The 18347-nt window shown below is 70.2% G+C and carries 14 protein-coding genes; 7 read left to right on the top strand and 7 right to left on the bottom strand.

The window, feature by feature from the left end; genetic code table 11:
* The first annotated feature begins 105 nt into the window (after positions 1–105).
* From AB4Y91_RS16150 to AB4Y91_RS16135, 4 genes are all read left to right on the top strand, one after another.
* Complete coding sequence (locus AB4Y91_RS16150) at positions 106–1209, top strand: fatty acid desaturase family protein (protein WP_441419455.1); 1104 nt, start codon at positions 106–108, stop codon at positions 1207–1209.
* Positions 1210–1337: 128 nt separating this feature from the next.
* Entirely contained in the window at positions 1338–2303 is a 966-nt protein-coding gene (locus AB4Y91_RS16145) for a quinone oxidoreductase family protein (protein ID WP_441419431.1), read from the top strand.
* Between the two features lie 94 nt (positions 2304–2397).
* A complete protein-coding gene (locus AB4Y91_RS16140; protein ID WP_441419454.1) occupies positions 2398–6330 on the top strand; it encodes a Pls/PosA family non-ribosomal peptide synthetase in 3933 nt (1310 codons plus the stop codon).
* A gap of 66 nt (positions 6331–6396) precedes the next feature.
* Positions 6397–7773, top strand: a complete 1377-nt coding sequence (locus tag AB4Y91_RS16135; protein ID WP_441419430.1) for a M1 family metallopeptidase — start codon at positions 6397–6399, stop codon at positions 7771–7773.
* Between the two features lie 28 nt (positions 7774–7801).
* On the opposite strand, the gene AB4Y91_RS16130 is transcribed toward AB4Y91_RS16135, so the two are convergent.
* Genes AB4Y91_RS16130 through pheS form a run of 3 tightly spaced genes read right to left on the bottom strand, consistent with a single transcriptional unit; the run spans position 7802 to position 12141 of the window.
* On the bottom strand, positions 7802–8479 hold the full coding sequence (locus AB4Y91_RS16130; protein ID WP_441419429.1) for a 4'-phosphopantetheinyl transferase family protein: 678 nt from the start codon (positions 8477–8479) through the stop codon (positions 7802–7804).
* 54 nt (positions 8480–8533) lie between these two features.
* Positions 8534–11077, bottom strand: coding sequence for a phenylalanine--tRNA ligase subunit beta (gene pheT, locus AB4Y91_RS16125; protein WP_441419428.1), 2544 nt, complete (start codon positions 11075–11077; stop codon positions 8534–8536).
* Between the two features lie 2 nt (positions 11078–11079).
* Positions 11080–12141: a phenylalanine--tRNA ligase subunit alpha gene (gene pheS, locus AB4Y91_RS16120; protein WP_441419427.1), complete on the bottom strand. Its 1062-nt coding sequence runs from the start codon at positions 12139–12141 to the stop codon at positions 11080–11082.
* Between the two features lie 202 nt (positions 12142–12343).
* On the opposite strand from pheS, the gene AB4Y91_RS16115 reads away from it, so the two are divergent.
* Together AB4Y91_RS16115 and AB4Y91_RS16110 are read left to right on the top strand one after the other, a co-directional pair.
* Positions 12344–12838 (top strand): hypothetical protein, encoded by a 495-nt coding sequence (locus tag AB4Y91_RS16115; protein WP_441419426.1) that lies wholly within the window; start codon positions 12344–12346, stop codon positions 12836–12838.
* Positions 12835–13473 carry an SIMPL domain-containing protein gene (locus AB4Y91_RS16110; RefSeq protein ID WP_441419425.1) on the top strand — a complete coding sequence of 213 codons (639 nt, stop codon included), beginning with the start codon at positions 12835–12837 and terminating at the stop codon, positions 13471–13473. The genes AB4Y91_RS16115 and AB4Y91_RS16110 overlap by 4 nt, the downstream gene beginning before the upstream one ends.
* Positions 13474–13509: 36 nt before the next feature.
* On the opposite strand, the gene pcp is transcribed toward AB4Y91_RS16110, so the two are convergent.
* The gene (gene pcp, locus AB4Y91_RS16105) at positions 13510–14151 is read right to left on the bottom strand and encodes a pyroglutamyl-peptidase I (RefSeq protein ID WP_441419424.1); all 642 of its coding nucleotides are present in this window, start codon (positions 14149–14151) and stop codon (positions 13510–13512) included.
* Positions 14152–14244: 93 nt separating this feature from the next.
* Here pcp and AB4Y91_RS16100 point away from each other — a divergent pair, with 93 nt between their 5' ends.
* Positions 14245–15372 carry an Rv2578c family radical SAM protein gene (locus tag AB4Y91_RS16100; RefSeq protein ID WP_441419423.1) on the top strand — a complete coding sequence of 376 codons (1128 nt, stop codon included), beginning with the start codon at positions 14245–14247 and terminating at the stop codon, positions 15370–15372.
* A 58-nt stretch (positions 15373–15430) separates the two neighbouring features.
* On the opposite strand, the gene AB4Y91_RS16095 is transcribed toward AB4Y91_RS16100, so the two are convergent.
* From AB4Y91_RS16095 to AB4Y91_RS16085, 3 genes are read right to left on the bottom strand one after another with little or no spacing between them, the layout of a single operon-like run.
* The gene (locus AB4Y91_RS16095; RefSeq protein WP_441419422.1) at positions 15431–16804 is read right to left on the bottom strand and encodes an NAD(P)(+) transhydrogenase (Re/Si-specific) subunit beta; all 1374 of its coding nucleotides are present in this window, start codon (positions 16802–16804) and stop codon (positions 15431–15433) included.
* Complete coding sequence (locus AB4Y91_RS16090) at positions 16801–17151, bottom strand: NAD(P) transhydrogenase subunit alpha (protein ID WP_441419421.1); 351 nt, start codon at positions 17149–17151, stop codon at positions 16801–16803. The genes AB4Y91_RS16095 and AB4Y91_RS16090 overlap by 4 nt, the downstream gene beginning before the upstream one ends.
* A complete protein-coding gene (locus AB4Y91_RS16085; protein WP_441419420.1) occupies positions 17151–18308 on the bottom strand; it encodes a Re/Si-specific NAD(P)(+) transhydrogenase subunit alpha in 1158 nt (385 codons plus the stop codon). Before AB4Y91_RS16085 ends, AB4Y91_RS16090 begins: the two co-directional genes overlap by 1 nt.
* Between the last annotated feature and the right edge of the window lie 39 nt (positions 18309–18347).

The following is an 18347-nucleotide window of genomic DNA, read 5'->3' as shown; positions in this document are numbered from 1 at the left end:
CGCGGACGAAACCGTCAGCGTATGCTGGGTAGAGGGTGATCCAGACCGTGCGGCCGCAAATGTCGGCTGCAGCGTTGCCCGTAACAGTTACGAGGCATGCGTTTCATGACCCCCTCCACCACACTTTCCGCCGACTCCCCGGCGCACCCGCAGCCGCGGGTCCGGCAGCCCAACGCCGTCGTCCTGAGCTATTCGGAACTGCTGAAGCGCGTCAAGGCCGAAGGCCTGCTGGAACGCCGCACCGGGTTCTACGTGACGGTGTTTTCCATCCTGGCCCTGCTGATGGCCGCCACCTGGTTCGGCTTCGCGCTGATCGGGGACAGCTGGTTCCAGCTCCTCATCGCGGCAGCCCTGGGTATCCTCTGCACCCAGTTGAGCTTCCTGGCCCACGAGGCCGGGCACCGCCAGATCTTCGCCTCCCGCCGCGCCAACGACTGGGCCGCACGGCTGCTGGCCACGTCGGTGGCCGGCATCAGCTACTCCTGGTGGGAGCAGAAGCACGGCGCGCACCACAACCACCCGAACGTGATTTCCAAGGATCCGGACATCGCCACCGGCGCGATCGCCTTCTTCCCCGAAGCCGCGGCGACCCGGCAGGGACGGTTCTCCTTCCTGACCCGCAAGCAGGGCTGGTTCTTCTTCCCGCTGCTGTTCCTCGTGGGCCTGGGCCTGCAGATCGATTCGGTCAGGTTCATCGTCCGCCGCGCCAAGGTCACGCACCGCTGGGTGGAGATCCCCATCCTCGCGGCCCGGCTGAGCCTGCTGCCCGTGCTCGCCTTCGCGTTCCTGCCCTGGGGCATGGCACTGGCGTTTATCGGCGTGCAGCTCGCCGTCTTCGGCTTCTACATGGGCGCCTCCTTCGCACCGAACCACAAGGGCATGCCCGTGCTGCCGGCTGACAGCCGGGTGGACTTCTTCAGCCGCCAGGTCCTCACGTCCCGGAACATCTCCGGCGGCCGCTTCATGGACATCCTGCTCGGCGGCCTCAACCGCCAGGCCGAGCACCACCTCTTCCCGGACATGGCACGCCCCCATCTGGACAAGGCCGCCGTGATCGTCCGCGAGTTCTGCGCCAAGCACCAGGTCCCGTACACCGAAACCACCCTGCTGCAGTCCTACGGCATCATCGTGCGCTACCTCAACGACGTCGGCCTCGCCGCGGGCCGCCACTTCGAGTGCCCAATGGCCACCGTTACCCGCCGTTACTAGCGGCACGCGGGGCATACTGCGCCCGGCGCGCCGGTGTCCCTAGGATGGTCTCAGGATCCGCGCCGAGGAAGCTTCCTCGCCCGGAGCGCTGGCGCTTCAAAAGGCCCTGACACTTCAGAAGGAGACACATGACGCACGCAATCCTCGCCCGGCAGGCCGGCGGACCGGAGGTCCTCGAGCTGGCAGAAGTCGACCGGCCGGTTCCGGGGCCCGGCCAGCTGCTGATCAAGGTCGCCGCCGCGGGCGTGAACTTCATCGACACCTACAAGCGCAGCGGCGTCTACAAGGTGCAGTACCCCTTCACTCCGGGCTCCGAGGCCTCCGGGACCGTGGAGGAGCTGGGCGACGGCGTGAGCAACTTCTCCGCCGGCGACCGGGTCGCGACCGCCGAGGGTGTCAACTGCTACGCCGGGTACGCCCTCGTGGACGCGGACAAGGCGCTGCCGGTGCCCCGCGGCGTCGACGACTACACCGCCGCTGCCCTCCCCCTGCAGGGCATCACCGCGCACTACCTGATCAACTCCTCCTTCAAGGTGGAAGAGGGCCATACCGTGCTGCTGCACGCCGGCGCCGGCGGCGTCGGCCTGCTGCTGATCCAGTTGCTCAAGGCCAAGGGCGCGAACGTCATCACCACCGTCTCCACCGATGAGAAGGAGGCGCTGGCCCGCGGCGCCGGCGCGGACCACGTGCTGCGCTATGACGGCTTCGCCGCAAAGGTGCGCGAGCTGACGGACGGCGCCGGCGCGCACGTGGTGTACGACGGCGTCGGAAAAGACACCTTCGACGATTCCCTGGCGGCGCTCCGGATCCGCGGCACCCTTGTGCTCTTCGGCGCCGCGTCCGGTCCGGTGCCGCCGTTCGACCCGCAGCGGCTCAACGCCGGCGGCTCGCTCTACCTGACCCGGCCGACCATCACGCACTTCCTCCGCGACGCGCGGGAACGCCGCTGGCGCTCCGACGAACTCTTCGCCGCAGTGGCGGAAGGCAGCCTCAAGGTCCGGATCGGCGCCCGCTACGATCTCGCCGACGCCGCCGCAGCCCACACCGACCTGGAGCAGCGCCGCACCACCGGCAAGGTCATCCTGGTCCCCTGAATCGGCCCTGGAGTGGCACCGATGTCTTCCGTTCATCTGCTGCAGGGAGAATCACCCTGTGATTGAGCAGCAAACGCCGGCCGTCGGCGTTCCCTTGGGCGGCGGCCGCCCGGCCGGCGCCGCCTATCAGCCGCAGCTGCCGGGCGCCTTCGCGGCGCCGCCGGAGCGGACCCTGGTCGACGTCCTGCGGGAGACCGCCGACCGCTTTCCGGACGCCTCCGCGCTCGACGACGGCCGACGCTCCCTAAGCTATGCCCAGCTGATGGACGAGGTCCGGGCCACCGCGAGGAAGCTGCACCTGGCCGGGCTGGGCGCGCGCGACAAGATCGGCGTCCGGATCCCCTCGGGCACCAACGAGCTTTACATCTCCATCCTGGCGGTGTTGTTCGTCGGGGCCGCCTACGTTCCGGTGGACGCCGACGACCCCGAGGAGCGGGCCTCGCTGGTGTTCGGCGAGGCCGGCGTTGCCGGCGTGCTGCGTGCCGGCGGGACGATCGTCACGGACTCCGGCCGTCCCCGGCCCTTCCCGGCCGCCAGGGAGCCGGTCCCAGGCGACGATGCCTGGGTCATCTTCACCTCCGGATCCACCGGCACGCCCAAAGGCGTCGCCGTCCGGCACCGTTCGGCTGCCGCCTTCGCCGACGCCGAGGCTCGGATCTTCCTCCAGGCCGAACCGATCGGGCCCCAGGACCGGGTGCTGGCCGGGCTTTCGGTGGCCTTCGATGCTTCCTGCGAGGAAATGTGGCTCGCCTGGCGGCACGGTGCGTGCCTGGTCCCGGCGCCGCGCGCCCTGGTCCGGACCGGCATGGACCTGGGCCCCTGGCTCATCAACCACGGCATCACGGTGGTCTCCACGGTGCCCACTCTCGCGGCGCTGTGGCCGGTGGAGTCGCTCGAAAGCGTCCGACTGCTGATCTTCGGCGGCGAAGCCTGCCCGCCCGAACTCGCCGAGCGGCTGGCCGTGGACGGACGCGAAGTCTGGAACACCTACGGACCCACCGAGGCCACCGTCGTCGCCTGCGCCGCGCCGCTGGGCGGCCCGGGACCGGTCCGGATCGGGCTACCGCTCGACGGCTGGGACCTCGCTGTCGTCGACTCCGACGGGGTGCCGGTCTTCGAGGGCGGAATCGGTGAGCTGATCATCGGCGGAGTCGGGCTAGCCCGCTATCTCGATCCGGCCAAGGACGCGGAGAAGTATGCTCCCCTGCCGGCGCTGGGCTGGTCCCGCGCCTACCGCTCCGGCGATCTGGTCCGCTACGAGCGGGCGGGACTGCTCTTCGTCGGCCGCGCGGACGAACAGGTCAAATTGGGTGGGCGCCGGATCGAGCTCGGCGAAATCGACGCCGCCCTCCAGTCGCTGCCCGACGTCGCCGGGGCGGCGGCAGCGGTGCGGACGACGGCGGCCGGGAACCAGGTGCTGGTCGGCTACCTCTCACCGGCCGACGGCAGGGAACTGGACCTGGCAGCCGCCCGGCTGCTGCTCGCGTCCACCCTGCCCGCCCCGCTGATCCCGTTGCTCACCGTCGTGGACGCCTTACCGACCAAGACCAGCGGCAAGGTGGACCGGCAAGCACTGCCGTGGCCGCTGACCGGCCCGGGGGCGGCGGATACTGCGGCGGCGCCCATGGACCTCCCGCAGGACGCCCGCTGGATCGTCGAGCAGTGGAGCGCTGTCCTGGGCGGGACCGTTTCGGACCTCGATGCCGATTTCTTTGCCTTCGGCGGCGGCTCGCTGGCCGCGGCCCAGCTGGTCTCCGCGCTGCGGGTCCGCTACCCGACGATCACGGTGGCGGATATCTACGCCACGCCCCGGATCGGCGCCCTGATCGACACCGCACGCCAGTCCCTCCCGGAAGGCGGGGCCCCGGCGGCCGGCCAGCGTTCGGTCCGTCCCACGTCCCGCCGCGCCCAGTGGGTCCAGACGCTGCTGGGTGTTCCGCTGCACATCCTCGTCGGGATGCGCTGGCTGACTTACCTGATGGTGGCGAACAATTTGCTCGCGTCCCTCGCCGGGTTCACCGCGGCGCCGACCCTGTCCTGGTGGTGGGTGGGAGCCTCCTGGCTGGTGTTCGTCAGCCCGGCCGGGCGGATGGCTATTTCGGTGGCCGCGGCCCGGCTCCTGCTGCGCAATGTCTCCCCCGGAAGCTACCCTCGCTCCGGCCGAGTGCATTTGCGCCTGTGGCTGGCCGAACAAATCCAGGACCTGGCCGGGGCCGTCAGCCTCGCCAGCGCCCCGTGGGTGCCCTACTACGCCCGGGCTCTGGGCGCCACAATAGGTAACAACGTCCAGCTCCATTCGCTGCCGCCGGTGACCGGGCTGCTCACTCTCGGCAACGGCTGCAACATCGAACCCGAAGTCGATCTTTCCGGCTGGTGGATCGACGGCGACTCCGTCCACATCGGCGCGATCCGGATAGGCGCCGGTGCCGTCGTCGGCGCCCGCAGCACGCTCATGCCGGGTGCCAGCATCGGCGCCGGGGCGCAGGTGGAGCCGGGTTCGGCCGTCCTTGGCCGGGTCAAGGCCGGCCATTTGGTGGCCGGCTCCCCGGCAGAACGCCGGGGCAAAGCCAAACAGGGCTGGCCCGCGACGCCACCGGAGCACCATCTGATCGGCCGGCTCTGGTTTGCCGGTTTCGCCTCCGCCTCGGCTCTCCTGGCCCTGATCCCCTACCTGTCCGCCGCTGCGGCCGGACTGGTGATGTTCCTCTTTATCCAGGGCCGCGACTCGCTGGCCGCGGCCCTGCCGCAGCTGGCCGTCTCACTCCCGCCGGCCGCGCTCGCGTGGTTCGGCACCAACCTGGTCCTGGTTCTCGCGACCACGCGCCTGCTCGGCGCCGGGCTTCGCCCCGGCTACTACCGGGTGCGCAGCCGGATCGGCTGGCAGGTGTGGGCGACGGAACGGGTCCTCGACCTGGCCCGCGACCTGCTCTTCCCGGTCTACGCCAGCCTCTTCACGCCGGCCTGGCTCCGCCTGCTCGGCGCCAGGGTCGGCCGGAACGTGGAGGCCTCCACGGTTCTGCTGATCCCGAAAATGACGACCGTGGGCGAGGGTGCCTTCCTGGCCGACGACACCCTGATCGCGTCCTACGAGCTCGGCGGCGGCTGGATGAGGATTGCGCCGGCAAAGGTGGGCAAACGCTCCTTCCTCGGCAACTCAGGCATGACCGCCGCAGGGCGCAGCGTGCCCAAGAACTCCCTCGTGGCGGTCCTCTCCGCGACCCCCGCGAAGGCGAAATCAGGGACCTCCTGGCTGGGCAGCCCGCCGGTGCGGCTGCGCAGGACCGCCATCGCCTCCGATGACACCCGCACCTTCCAGCCGCCCCTGCGGCTCAAACTGGCCCGCGCCCTGTGGGAGCTCTGCCGCTTTGTCCCGGTGGTCCTCACGGTCGCCGTCGCCGCGGCCGTGCTCGTGGCCCTGGACTGGCTGGCCGGCACCTTCAACTACGCCGTAGCCGCCCTCCTGGGCGGCGTCGTGGTCCTGCTGGCCGGCGCGGCCGCTGCCGGCAGCGCCGTCGTCGCGAAGTGGCTCCTGGTGGGACGCATCCGCCCCGGTGAGCACCCGCTCTGGAGTTCGTTCATCTGGCGGAACGAAGTGGTGGACACCTTCATCGAGATGGTCAGCGCCCCATGGTTCGCGCGCGCGGCATCCGGCACCCCGGCCCTCGTCTGGTGGTTGCGCGCCCTGGGCGCCAAGATCGGGGCTGGCACCTGGTGCGAGAGCTACTGGCTGCCGGAGGCGGACCTCGTCACCCTGGGCCGCAGCGCCACGGTCAACCGCGGCTGCGTGGTCCAAACCCATCTCTTCCACGACAGGGTCATGAGCATCGACACTGTTACGCTCGAAGACGGGGCCACGATGGGTCCGCACGGGGTCATCCTGCCGCGGGCCCGGATCGGCAACGGCGGGACGGTGGGCCCTGCATCACTCGTGATGCGGGGCGAAACGGTCCCGGCCGCCACATACTGGATGGGAAATCCGGTCAGCCCGTGGGTCGGCCCGGATGTTCCGGCGCCCAAGCCCAAGTAGCCCCGCCCGGGTAGTTCCCCGCCCGGAAGACGCCTCCCGTCCACCGCAACGACCGAAAGCCGTGCCATGAGTCCCATCGCCTCAGCCGCTGCCGAGGAATTCCCCGCTGAATTGCCGCCCGCAACGCCCGCAGCCGCTCCGGATCCGTACATGCCGGGCCATGGCACCGACGTCTACCGCGTCACGCGCTACGAACTGGAGCTCGACTACCGCATCAGCAGCAACCATCTGGGCGGCCGGGCGACGCTGCACGCCGTCGCCCGGCGCCAGAGCTCCGCGATTGTCCTGGACCTGACCGGGCTCCGCGCCACGAAGGTGCTGATGCCCGGCCGGAAGGTGCGCAAGTTCAACCAGCGGGCTGAGCGGCTGGTCGTGGTGCCGGACACGGCGCTGCTGCCCGGTGACGAATTCACCCTGGACATCCGCTATGAGGGCAACCCGGCGCCCCGCCGCGGGCTCTGGGGAGAGGTGGGCTGGGAGGAACTGAGCGACGGCGTCCTGGTCGCCGGGCAGCCCAACGGCGCGGCGTCGTGGTTTCCCTGCAACGACCATCCGCGGGACAAGGCCAGCTACCGCATCGCGGTCACCACCGACGCCAACTACCGGGCCGTCTGCAACGGGGTACTGGTCTCGCACCAGGCCCGTTCCAGCCGCGAAACCTGGGTCTACGAGCAGTCCGAACCCATGGCCAGCTACCTCGCCACGGTCCAGATCGGCCGGTACGAACTGCTGCCGCTGAACCCGGACCGGACGGCCGGCGAGGTCGCCCAGACCGCCGCGGTGCCGGCCGAACTGTCGGCCGAGGCCCGCGCCGGGCTCGCCCGCCAGCCGCAGATGATGCGTACCTTCACCAGCCGCTTCGGGCCCTATCCGTTCGCCGACTACACCGTTGTGGTGACCGAGGACGTCCTGGAGATCCCGCTGGAGGCCCAGTCCCTGTCCATTTTCGGGCGCAACCACCTGACGCCGGACTGGGAATCCCAGCGGCTGATCGCGCACGAGCTCTCCCACCAATGGTTCGGGAATTCGCTGACGGCAGCGTCGTGGAAGGACATTTGGCTGCACGAAGGCTTCGCCTGCTACGCCGAGTGGATCTGGTCCGAGGAGGCCGGCATCATGAGTGTGGCCGACCGCGCCCGGGCGGCCTGGCGGATGCTCAACCGCGAGGGCCAGGACCTGCTGGTCGGTGACCCGGGGCCGGAATTGATGTTCGATGACCGCGTCTACAAGCGCGGCGCCCTCGCACTGCACGCGGTCCGCCTCCACTGCGGCGATCTTGCCTTCTTCGCGCTCCTGCACGAGTGGACCGGCAGCCACCGGCACGGCTCCGTCACCACCGAGGATTTCATCGTGGCGGCGGACCGCGTCACCGGGATGGACGCCGAGGCTGTGCTGCACCCCTGGCTTTATCAAGAGGCGCTGCCGCCCCTTCCGGCCAGCTGACCGCCTGAAAGCTGACCCCGGGACCGCGCTAATCCCGGGCCGGGAGCGCGGAAAGGGCGACGGCGGCAGCGAACTGCGCGGGCAGTCCGGATTCATCGGGTGGCAGGTCCCGGATGCCGGGCTGGTGCAGCACCTCCACGGTCTCGGGCGCGGTGCGCAACCCGGTGCCGCACAGCTTGAGCCAGGCCTCCTTGCGTGCCCAGAGCCGGGCACGTCCGTGCAACAGCTCCGCACCGGAGAGGCCGCGAAGGCTCTGGCGTTCTGCCGGGCCCAGCGCCACCTGATCGAAGCCGTCAAAATCAGCACCCGCCGGGTCCTGCACGTCTACGCCAAGGCGCAGCCCCGCGTCAGGATCCAGCACGGCGGCCAGCAGGACCCAGCCCGCGCTGCGGGACTGGCTGAGCAGAAGCGGAGCCGGCGCGCCGGCCAGGGTGTAGCCGGGCCTGCCGTGCGGGCTTCCGGGACCGCACTGCGGACAGTCGTAGGCGGCTATGAGCTCCGACGGCGGCACGTCCAGCAGTTCGGCGGCAAGCTGCCGCTGAGCCAGCCGGCCGGCCAGGAACGCCGCCCGCGGACCGGGCTCCAGTCCCAGGGCGCGCCCGAGCTCGACGTCGTCCAGCTGTTCGCGGGCGACGGCGTCCGGTAACCCGGGTGCGCCAGGTACGCCAAAGGGCGGGACCGACCGCACAATCAGCTGCGATGCCATGGTCCCTCCCTCCTATATTTCAGGCTCTCCCGCCGGGGGCTTCACTCCGGGCCGCTAGCGCTGCACGGCGCCGAAACGCTCGTGGGCGGCAGCGACCGCGCTGTCGCGGGCAGCCGAGGCCTCGTCCGCGGTCAGCGTCCGGTCGTCGGCCCGGAAGCGCAGGTTGAAGGCGAGCGACTTCTTACCCTCCTCGATGCCCTTGCCGGCGTAGACGTCGAACAGGGACACCTCCTCAAGCAGCTCCCCCGCGCCCTCGCGCAGGGCGGCCAGCACCTCGTCCGCCGCAACGTCGGCCGCGACCACGAGGGCGACGTCCTGGGTCGCCACGGGGTAGCTGGAGATGTGCCGGGCGACGATCACGTCGGCGGCGGCTTCGAAGAGCGCCTCGGCGTCCAGCTCCAGCGCCACCGAGCGGGCCGGCATGTCGTGCGCTGCGAGCAGTTTCGGGTGGAGTTCGCCGGCGTAGCCCACGACCTCGCCGCTGCGCAGCGCCAGCTGCGCGGCACGACCCGGGTGGAACGCCTGGTGCTGGCCCTTGCTGACCACGAGTTCGACGCCGAGCACATCGCCGGCGAGCCGGGCGATGTCCAGCGCGTCGGCCCAGTCCCAGGCGCGGGGCGTGTGTGCCGGCGCAGCCGGGGAATCGTGGCCGGTCAGCACGGCGCCGAGATGCAGCGGCTGGTCCGGGACGCCGTCGTACAGACCGTCCAGCACCTCGTCGGAGGGCTTGGCGCCCAGCGGCGGAATCGAGGCGGTGCCCAGCGTTTCGCCGGGCAGGAAGACCAGCCCGGACTCGAAGAGCGCGAGGTCGCGGAAGCCGCGGGAGTGGTTGCGCTTGGCGACCTCGATCAGGCCCGGCAGGATGGAGGTCCGCAGGTAGCCCTGCTCTTCGCTGATCGGGTTGGCCAGCTTGAGCGCCTTGCGCTCCGCGCCGGCCACGGGAACCCCGAAGGTGTCGTTGGCCGCCTTGGAGACGAACGGGTACGCCATCACCTCGGTGAGGCCGGCGTCGGCCAGGGCCTGCACGAGCCGGCGGCGCTGCTGCTGGACTCGAGTAAGGCCGCGTCCCGGGGGCGCCACCGGGAGGGTCGCGGGGATCTTGTCGTAGCCGACCAGCCGGGCGATTTCCTCGGAAAGGTCTTCCTTCGTTTCCAGGTCGTTGCGCCAGCTCGGGGCCGTGACGCTGTAGCCGGTGCCGGTCTTTTCGACGACGGCGCCGAGGTCCTGGAGCGAGGTCAGGATCTGTTCCTCGGTGAAGTCGATGCCGATCCGCTCGGCGGCGAAGGCCGCCGGCAACTGCACGGTAACCGGAGCGGGCGCGGTGCCAACGTCGGTGCCCTCGGCCGCATCGGTGCCTCCGGCGAGTTCAACGAGGAGGTCGACGGCGCGCTGGGCGGCCACGTGGGCAACGTGCCAGTCCACGCCGCGTTCGAAGCGCTTGGACGCCTCGGAGGGCAGCTTGTGGCGGCGGCGCGAACGGGCAATCGAGACTTCCTCAAAGTGCGCCGCTTCGATCAGGATGGTCGACGTCGCGTCGCTGACTTCGGTGGCGGCGCCACCCATCACACCGGCGACGCCGATCGGGCCGGAGCCGTCCGTGATCAGGAGGTCTTCGGCGTCGAGCGCGCGGTCCTTGCCGTCCAGGGTCTTGAGCTTCTCGCCGGAGACGGCGCGGCGGACCACGATCTCGCCGGAAAGCTTGTCCTGGTCGTAGAAGTGCAGCGGCTGGCCGAGCTCCAGCATGACGTAGTTGGAGATGTCCACCGGCAGCGAGATGGAGCGGATGCCGGCGAGGCGGAGCCGGGCGGACATCCAGGGCGGGGTGGGCCGGGTGGCGTCCACACCGTGCACGGTGCGGGCCACGAAGCGGTCGCAGCCGGGCTTGCCGTAGATCGGTGCGTCGTCGTTGAGCTTGACCGGGTAGCCGCCGGCCAGGGCGGCGGGGGCCTGCACCTTGGACGCGGGGTCGGTGAAGGGCGTGCCGGTGGCGTGCGCGTATTCCCGGGCCACGCCGCGGATCGAGAAGGCATAGCCCCGGTCCGGAGTGACGTTGATTTCCGCGGCCTGGTCGTAGAGGCCGAGCAGTTCCATGGCGTCGGTACCCAGTTCCGGGTCCAGGCCGATCCGGGACAGCACCAGGATGCCGTCGTGGTCCTCGCCGATGCCGAGTTCGCGGACCGAGGCGATCATGCCGGCGGAAAGGTGCCCGTAGGTCTTGCGGGCGGAGATCCGGAAGTCGCCGGGCAGGACAGCGCCCGGAAGCGTGACCACCACCTTGTCGCCTTCCACAAAGTTGTGGGCGCCGCAGATGATGCCCTGCACGCCGGAGGGGTCGATGCCGTCGCCGGTGAGCGTCTGCTCCTGGCCTTCGGGGACCACACGGACCTGGCACCAGTTGATGGTCTTGCCGTTGGACTGCGGCTCCTTGACCAGGCTCAGGACCTGGCCCACCACGATGGGGCCCTGGAGCGCATCGGTGGGGCGGTGGACCGCTTCCTCTTCAAAACCGACCTTGACCAGATCGGCCATCACGTCTTCGGCCGTCGCTCCGGCCGGTACCGCGGCGAATTCACGCAGCCAGGAAAGTGGGATACGCACTGTTAGATCTCCATCCCGAAGTGCTCGCTGAAACGTACATCGCCTTCGATCATGTCGCGCATGTCGCCGACCTCATTGCGGAACATGAGGGTGCGTTCGATGCCCATGCCGAAGGCAAAACCTGAATAGACGTCCGGATCGATACCGGCGGCGCGCAGCACGTTGGGGTTGACCATGCCGCAGCCGCCCCACTCGATCCAGCGCGGGCCGCCCTTGGCCCCGGGGTGCCAGATGTCCAGCTCCGCGGACGGCTCGGTGAACGGGAAGTAGTTGGGGCGCAACCGGATCTGGGCCTCGTCGCCAAACATCTGGCGGGCGAAGTGCTCCAGGGTCCCGCGCAGGTCCGCCATGGACAGGCTTTTGTCGATCGCGAGGCCCTCGAACTGGTGGAAGACCGGGGTGTGCGTGGCGTCGAGTTCGTCGGTGCGGAAGACCTTGCCCGGGCACAGCACGAAGATCGGCACCTCGCGTTCCAGCATGGAGCGGACCTGCACCGGGGAGGTGTGGGTGCGCATCAGCAGGTGGGCCTCGGGCGGCTCCACGAAGAAGGTGTCCTGCATTTCGCGGGCCGGGTGGTCCGGCTTGAAGTTCAGCGCATCGAAGTTGAACCACTCCGACTCGACCTCGGGGCCCTCGGCGATCTCCCAGCCCATCCCGACGAAGATGTCCGCCACGCGGTCCTGCAGCGTGGACAGCGGGTGGCGGGCACCGGCGCGACGGCGGCGCGGAGCAGCCGTGACGTCCACGGTTTCCTCGACCAGGATGCGGGCGTCGTTCTCCGCCTCAAGTTCGACTGTGCGGTCCGCGAGCGCCTTGTTGATGCGTCCGCGGGAGGCTCCCATGAGCTTGCCGGCGGCGGCCTTCTGGTCCTTGGGCAGGGCGCCAATCTCACGGTTGGCCAGGCTCAGCGCGGATTTCTCCCCGGTGTGGGCGAGGCGCACGGCCTTGAGCTCATCGAGCGTCGAGGCGGCGGCAATGGCGGCGACGGCCTGGTCTACGGCGGCGGTGATGGCGGCTTCATCCAGAGGGTTCGGGACGGGGGCGCCCGGCAAAGTTTCAGTCATCTAGTGTTCTTAGCTACGAGTCGGGTGATGCCAACGCACGCAGGGCCTCAACGGGTGCAGGGACCGGTGCATGGACAAAGGTCAGGGCTCACCGGAACTTCCCGGCGGGCGCTCCCGTCCAGTCTAGTTGAACGCGTCCGGGCGCCCGAACGTGACGGACAGGGACCGCCGGGCAGCACGGCTCCCCCGCTACCATGGCCTCATGACCTCCGGACAGCGGCTGCGGCAGCTTGCCAATCTGTTGAATGCATCTACCCCGCTGGGGTTGCTGCTGGCAGCCTGCGCCCGAACCAGGGTCCGTCGCGGCCCCCGCGGCCTGATCCTCGCCACCGGCTACCGCTGGCGGCTGCCGTTCGCGGCGGCGTTCACCGTGGGCAACGTGGTGCTGTTCCGGGCCGGTCCCGCCGAAGCCCTGGGCAACCCGGTGCTGCTGGGACACGAGGAACGCCACAGCACCCAGTACGCCTGGTGCCTGGGCATGCCGTTCCTGCCGCTGTACTTCCTGTCCGCTGCCTGGTCCCTGTGGCGGACGGGCAATCCCGGATCGGCCAACCCCTTTGAACGGCACGCCGGGCTCCGCGCCGGCGGTTACCCCCTCCTGCCCTCCCCAAGCGCTTCCCGACGACGGCCCCCAGGAAAAGGCGCCCCAGGAAAACCGGCCAGCAAGGCCCCCCGAGCGGAACGAGGCATGACATGACGGAAACTCCCCGGTCCATTGCGGTCACCGGATCCGGCACCGCGGAAGCCGCGCCGGACCTGCTGACCCTCGCCATCGGCGTCGAATGCCGCCGGCCCGGCGTGGAGGCGGCGTATGGCGACGCCGCCCTCGCCTCGTCCGCGATCACGGCCGTGCTCAGGAGGCACGGCGTGCCGGACGCGGACATCACGACGTCGGGGCTGAACGTCCGGGCCGAGGTCAGCTGGCAGGAGGGCCGCGGGCAGCTCGTCTCCGGATACCTGGCCTCCAGCATGCTGAGTGTCCGGCTCCGCGAGCCGGCGGCCGCGTCGGCGCTCATCGCCGCGGCGGTCGCGGCAGGCGGGGACGATGTGCGCCTCAACGGGCTGGAGCTCGGCTTTACCGATCCGTCGGCGGTCGAGGTGCGCGCCCGGGAGGCGGCCTGGAACGACGCCCGCACCGCGGCCGAGCACTTCGCCGCGCTGGCGGGCGCCCGGCTAGGCAGGACACTCTCGGTAACGCAGCAGTCCGGGACCGCCTCACCCATCCCGCTGGCCAAGATGCAGCGCGTGGCGGCATCCGAGCCGCTGACCGTCGAGGCGGGCGGTTCGAGCGTCACGGCGACTGTCGACGTCGTCTGGGAGCTGCTCGACTGAGCTCGCCGGACGGGCGGGACTTCGTGCGGGGCGGGGCTAGTGGGTGGCGCCCGCGGCGAGCTTGAGGTCAGCCGTCGTCGCCAGCGCGGTCCGTACGACGACGGCGAGCGCCTGCACCATCTGCTCCTGCGGGAGTGAGGCCAGTCCGCTTCCCGGCGGGACCTGGTCCGGCCCGTACGGTACATGGACAAAGCCGCCGCGCGCCCCCTGGGTGAGCCGCAGGGCGTGCATCAGGCCGTAAAAGACGTGGTTGCAGACGTAGGTCCCGGCCGTCTGTGACACCTCGGCGGGAATGCCCGCCGCTCCCAGCGCCGCCAGCGCCGCCTTTACCGGCAGCGTGCTGAAGTAGGCCGCTGGAGCGCCGGGCACCACAGGCTCGTCGACCGGGGCGTTGCCCGCGTTGTCAGGGATTCGCGCGTCATCGCAGTTGATCGCGATCCGCTCCAGCGAAATGCGTGCCCTGCCGCCGGCCTGTCCTGCGCAGACCACGAGGTCGGGGCGGTGCTCCGACAGGGCCGCGTGCAGCACCGTGATGGCCTCCCCGAAGACGCAGGGAAGTTCGATCGCCGTCACCTCATGGCCTTCGGCTTCGAGCAGGGCCGCCGCACCGCGCGCCGCGGTCCAGGACGGGTTGGTGCTTTCGCCGCCAAACGGTTCGAAGCCAGTCAGGAGAATCATGCGCCCAGCCTAGCAACGCTATGATCCGTGCCGGCGCTGTTTCTTTGGCCCCGGGTCCTTGACTTAAGATCGAACATATATTCGAATGTATCCATGAGATGGGACGCGCAAGCACTGAAGCCAAGCGGCGAAGCTCTCCCTGCAGGGTCCGCCGCAGGGCCCGCCTCGCCGGCCCTGCTGCCGCTGGCCGGACTCGTGCGGTCCGTCTCCACCCCTGAGTTTGCCGGGGTCACTTTTCATGAGGTCACCGCCAAATCGGTGCTCAACAAGGTGGCCGCCGGTTCCCGCATGCCGTTCGAGTGGACGGTCAATCCCTACCGCGGCTGCAGCCACGCCTGCGTCTACTGCTTCGCCCGCAAGAGCCACACCTACCTCGACTTCGACTCCGGCCTCGACTTCGACAGCCAGGTAGTAGTCAAGATCAACGCCGCCGAGGTGCTGCGCAAGGAACTCGCCAAGCCCTCCTGGCAGCGCCACCACGTCGCCCTGGGAACCAACACGGACCCGTACCAGCGCGCCGAAGGCCGCTACCAGCTGATGCCCGGCATCATCGGCGCCCTGGCCGACTCCGGCACTCCGCTGTCCATCCTCACCAAGGGCACGCTGTTGGCCCGGGACATCCCGCTGCTCAAGCACGCCGCCGCCCAGGTCCCGGTGGGCGTTGGGATCTCGCTGGCCATGACCGACGAGCGGCTCGCCGAGGCGGTGGAACCCGGAACGCCGGGCCCGCGGGCCAGATTGAAGCTGGTCTCCCGGCTGCGCGACGCGGGGCTTCCCTGCGGCGTGATGGCCATGCCCATCCTGCCCTGGCTCTCGGACTCCGACGAAGCGTTGGACTCGCTCTTCGGCTCGCTCGCAGCGGCTGGCGCCACAGGCGTCACGGCAGGGGCGCTCTACCTCAAGCCCGGCACCCGGGAGTGGTTCATGCAGTGGATCGCCCGTGAGCACCCCCAGCTCGCCGGAAAATACCGCCGCCTCTATGGCAGCGGTTCCTACGCTTCCAAGGAATACCGCGCGTGGCTGGCGGGCCGCATCCGGTATTTCAAGTCCCGGCACGGCTTCCTGGGATCCTCGGGGTTCAGCCACCGGGACCTCAACGATGATCCGCGGGAGGAGGAAGCCCAGTACCCGGCGGGCAGCATCCCCGGACCGGGAGCGCCGGGAGCGGCGGCCTACAGTGCCGGCGTCAACGCCGGAACAGCGCAGCCCACGCTCTTCTGACCGGCGCGTCCTCTTCCTGTTCTCCGGCAGGGCGCCTCGCCGGTGCCTAGTCCGGCGCCTAGAGGATTTTGACCGCTCCGAGGACCTTGGAGAGCGAATCCTTGGCGTCGCCGAACAGCAGGGTGGTTTTGGGGTCATGCAGGAGCTCGTTCTCGATGCCTGCGAAGCCCGGCCGCATCGAGCGCTTCAGGAACACCACCTGCTGCGCCTGGACCACCTCGAGGATCGGCATCCCGTAGATCGGCGACCCCGGGGACGACTTCGCGGCCGGGTTGACGACGTCGTTCGCGCCCACCACCAGGGCGATGTCCGTGTTGGCGAACTCCGGGTTGACCTCCTCGAGTTCCCGGAGCGACTCGTACGGCACGTTTGCCTCCGCCAGCAGCACGTTCATGTGCCCGGGCATCCGGCCCGCGACCGGGTGGATGGCGAAGACGACGTCGACTCCCCTGGCGGTGAGGGCGGTGGCAAGCTCGGCTACCGTGTGCTGGCCCTGGGCGACGGCGAGGCCGTAGCCCGGCACGATCACGACGCGCTGGGCATAGCCGAGCTGGACGGCGACGTCCTCGGCCGAGGAGGAGCGCACCGGCCGGTCGCTGAGGGCGGTCGAACCCGCTGTGGATCCGCCCCGGAAGGCGCCAAACATGATGCCGGCCACGCCGCGCCCCATGGCCGAGGCCATCACCTTGGTCAGGATGGTGCCGCTGGCGCCCACAAGTGTCCCGGCGACGAGCAGCAGCACGTTGCCGAGCACGATCCCGGACGCCGCGACGGCGAGGCCGGTGAAGGCGTTCAGCAACGAGATCACGATCGGCACGTCGGCGCCGCCGACCGGGAGCACCAGCAGTAGCCCCGCGGCCAGGCCCAGCACCAGCAGCGCCCCGGCCCAGGCCGCCGACCCCGTCAGCACAACGAGTGCACCCGCGGTCAGGGCGCCCGCCAGGACGAGCACCATCACGGCAGGCATACCCGGGAAGAGCAATGGTCGGGTGCTGATCAGCTCCTGCAGTTTCCCGACCGTGACGGCCGAACCGGCGAAGGACACCGCGCCGACCAGCATGGTGAACACGACGGCCGGCCGCACCCAGGAGTCCGCGCTGTGGCCGAGTTCCAGCACCGCTACCAGCGCCGCCGCGCCGCCGCCCACCCCGTTGAACAGGGCCACCAATTGCGGCATCTGGGTCATCTGCACCCGCCGGGCCACCGGTACGGCCAGTGCGGTGCCGACGGCGATGGCGGCCAGGATCAGCGGAATGTTCTCCAGCCGCGCGGAGAGGAACACGGTCACCACGGCCACCGCAGCACCGGCCGCGCCGATGGCGTTGCCGCGACGGGCGGTCCGGGGCGAGCTGAGGCCCTTCAGGGCGAGAATGAAGCAGACGGCCGCCACGAGGTAGAACAGCGCGGTCCAGCCCGGGGCGAGGACGCTCATTTGCCCTCCTCCCCCGTCCGGGCGGTGCCGGCAGGAGGGGCGGCTCCGGCCGAACCACCGGGACCGGCGGCCTTCCGCGGGCCGAACATCTCCAGCATCCGGTCAGTGACGACGAAGCCGCCGACCAGGTTGACGGTCGCGAGGACCACCGCGAGCAAGGCGACGGCGAGCAGCCAGGGGTCGTCGGTCTGGCCCGCCACGATGACCGCTCCGACCAGGATGATGCCGTGGATGGCATTGGCGCCGGACATCAGCGGGGTATGCAGCTTGCTGGTGACTTTGGAGACGACCTCAAAGCCGACAAAGACGGCGAGCACCACCACCGTGAGTAACGTGACAGCATCCATTAGTTGTGGGCCTCCATCGCTGCCGCCGTGCCGGCGTGCCGGACGGCGCCGTCGTGGGTCAGACAGGCTCCGGCGACGACGTCGTCGTCGAAGTCCGGGACCACCTTGCCGTCCAGGGTCATCAGGGCAAGCAGGTTGGCGACGTTCTTGGCGTACAACCGGGACGCATCGGACGCTACGGCCGACGCCGCGTCCTGCATCCCTACCAGCGTCACGGCGCCGCCCGGGACCGGAACCAGGACGTCCCGGCCGGCGATGACTCCCTCGACGTTGCCACCGGATTCAGCGGCGAGGTCCACGACGACCGATCCCGCCCGCATCCCGGCCACCATGTCGGCGGTGACAAGCAGCGGGGCGGGGCGGCCCGGAATCGCCGCCGTCGTAATCAGCACATCCGCCGCAGCGACGTGTGGCGCCAGCAAGGCGCGCTGCCGGGCGGCGCGGTCCTCAGCGAGTTCGCGGGCGTAGCCGCCGCCGCCCTCAGCGGACGCGTTCGCAGCTCCAGTTTCGAGCTCCAGGTTGATGAAGGTGCCGCCCATCGAAGCGACCTCGTCGGCGGAGGCGGCGCGGATGTCGTTGGCCGATACCCGCGCGCCGAGCCGTTTCGCGGTGCCGATCGCCTGCAGGCCTGCGACGCCGGCGCCGAGGACCAGCACCCGGGCCGGCGGGATGGTCCCGGCAGCGGTCATGTACAGCGGAAAGAACCTCGGGTAGCGCAGTGCCGCCTCCAGCACGGCGCGGTAGCCGGCGACCAGGGACTGGGAGCTGAGCGCGTCCATCGACTGGGCACGGGAAATCCGGGGCACGAGTTCCAGGGCAAAGGACGTCACGCCGGCGGCGGCGAGGGCGCCCACGGCTGGCAGTTCCGAAGCCGGTGAGGCAAAGCCGATGGTGACGGTGCCGGGCTGCAGCGCGCCGGCGGTTTCCGGGGAGAGCGGGCGGACGTGCAACAGGACATCCACGGCGTCCAGCGGGAGCTCCGGGGTGAGGCTGGCCCCGGCCGCCTCATAGTCGGCGTCGCCGTAGCCGGATTCGACGCCGGCACCGCATTCCACCAGCAGCGACAAGCCGAGGCCCGTGAGCTGCCGCACCGTCTCGGGGGTGGCCGCAACCCGGCGTTCCCCCGCACGCTGTTCCCGTCTGACCCCCACCTGCACGCCAAGCTCCTCTCGGTTCGCCCCAGCGTAGGCACACAG

Source organism: Arthrobacter sp. YAF16, assembly GCF_052113385.1.
Classification (GTDB): Bacteria; Actinomycetota; Actinomycetes; order Actinomycetales; family Micrococcaceae; genus Arthrobacter.
Note: the sequence above shows the minus strand (reverse complement) of the source record. Positions and strands in the feature narration are given on the sequence as shown.

Coding starts and splice junctions, on each gene's coding strand:
- AB4Y91_RS16150 (WP_441419455.1), top strand. CDS start 106: ATGACCCCCTCCACCACACTTTCCGCCGACTCCCCGGCGCACCCGCAG.
- AB4Y91_RS16145 (WP_441419431.1), top strand. CDS start 1,338: ATGACGCACGCAATCCTCGCCCGGCAGGCCGGCGGACCGGAGGTCCTC.
- AB4Y91_RS16135 (WP_441419430.1), top strand. CDS start 6,397: ATGAGTCCCATCGCCTCAGCCGCTGCCGAGGAATTCCCCGCTGAATTG.
- AB4Y91_RS16130 (WP_441419429.1), bottom strand. CDS start 8,479: ATGGCATCGCAGCTGATTGTGCGGTCGGTCCCGCCCTTTGGCGTACCT.
- pheS (WP_441419427.1), bottom strand. CDS start 12,141: ATGACTGAAACTTTGCCGGGCGCCCCCGTCCCGAACCCTCTGGATGAA.
- AB4Y91_RS16115 (WP_441419426.1), top strand. CDS start 12,344: ATGACCTCCGGACAGCGGCTGCGGCAGCTTGCCAATCTGTTGAATGCA.
- AB4Y91_RS16110 (WP_441419425.1), top strand. CDS start 12,835: ATGACGGAAACTCCCCGGTCCATTGCGGTCACCGGATCCGGCACCGCG.
- pcp (WP_441419424.1), bottom strand. CDS start 14,151: ATGATTCTCCTGACTGGCTTCGAACCGTTTGGCGGCGAAAGCACCAAC.
- AB4Y91_RS16100 (WP_441419423.1), top strand. CDS start 14,245: ATGAGATGGGACGCGCAAGCACTGAAGCCAAGCGGCGAAGCTCTCCCT.
- AB4Y91_RS16095 (WP_441419422.1), bottom strand. CDS start 16,804: ATGAGCGTCCTCGCCCCGGGCTGGACCGCGCTGTTCTACCTCGTGGCG.
- AB4Y91_RS16090 (WP_441419421.1), bottom strand. CDS start 17,151: ATGGATGCTGTCACGTTACTCACGGTGGTGGTGCTCGCCGTCTTTGTC.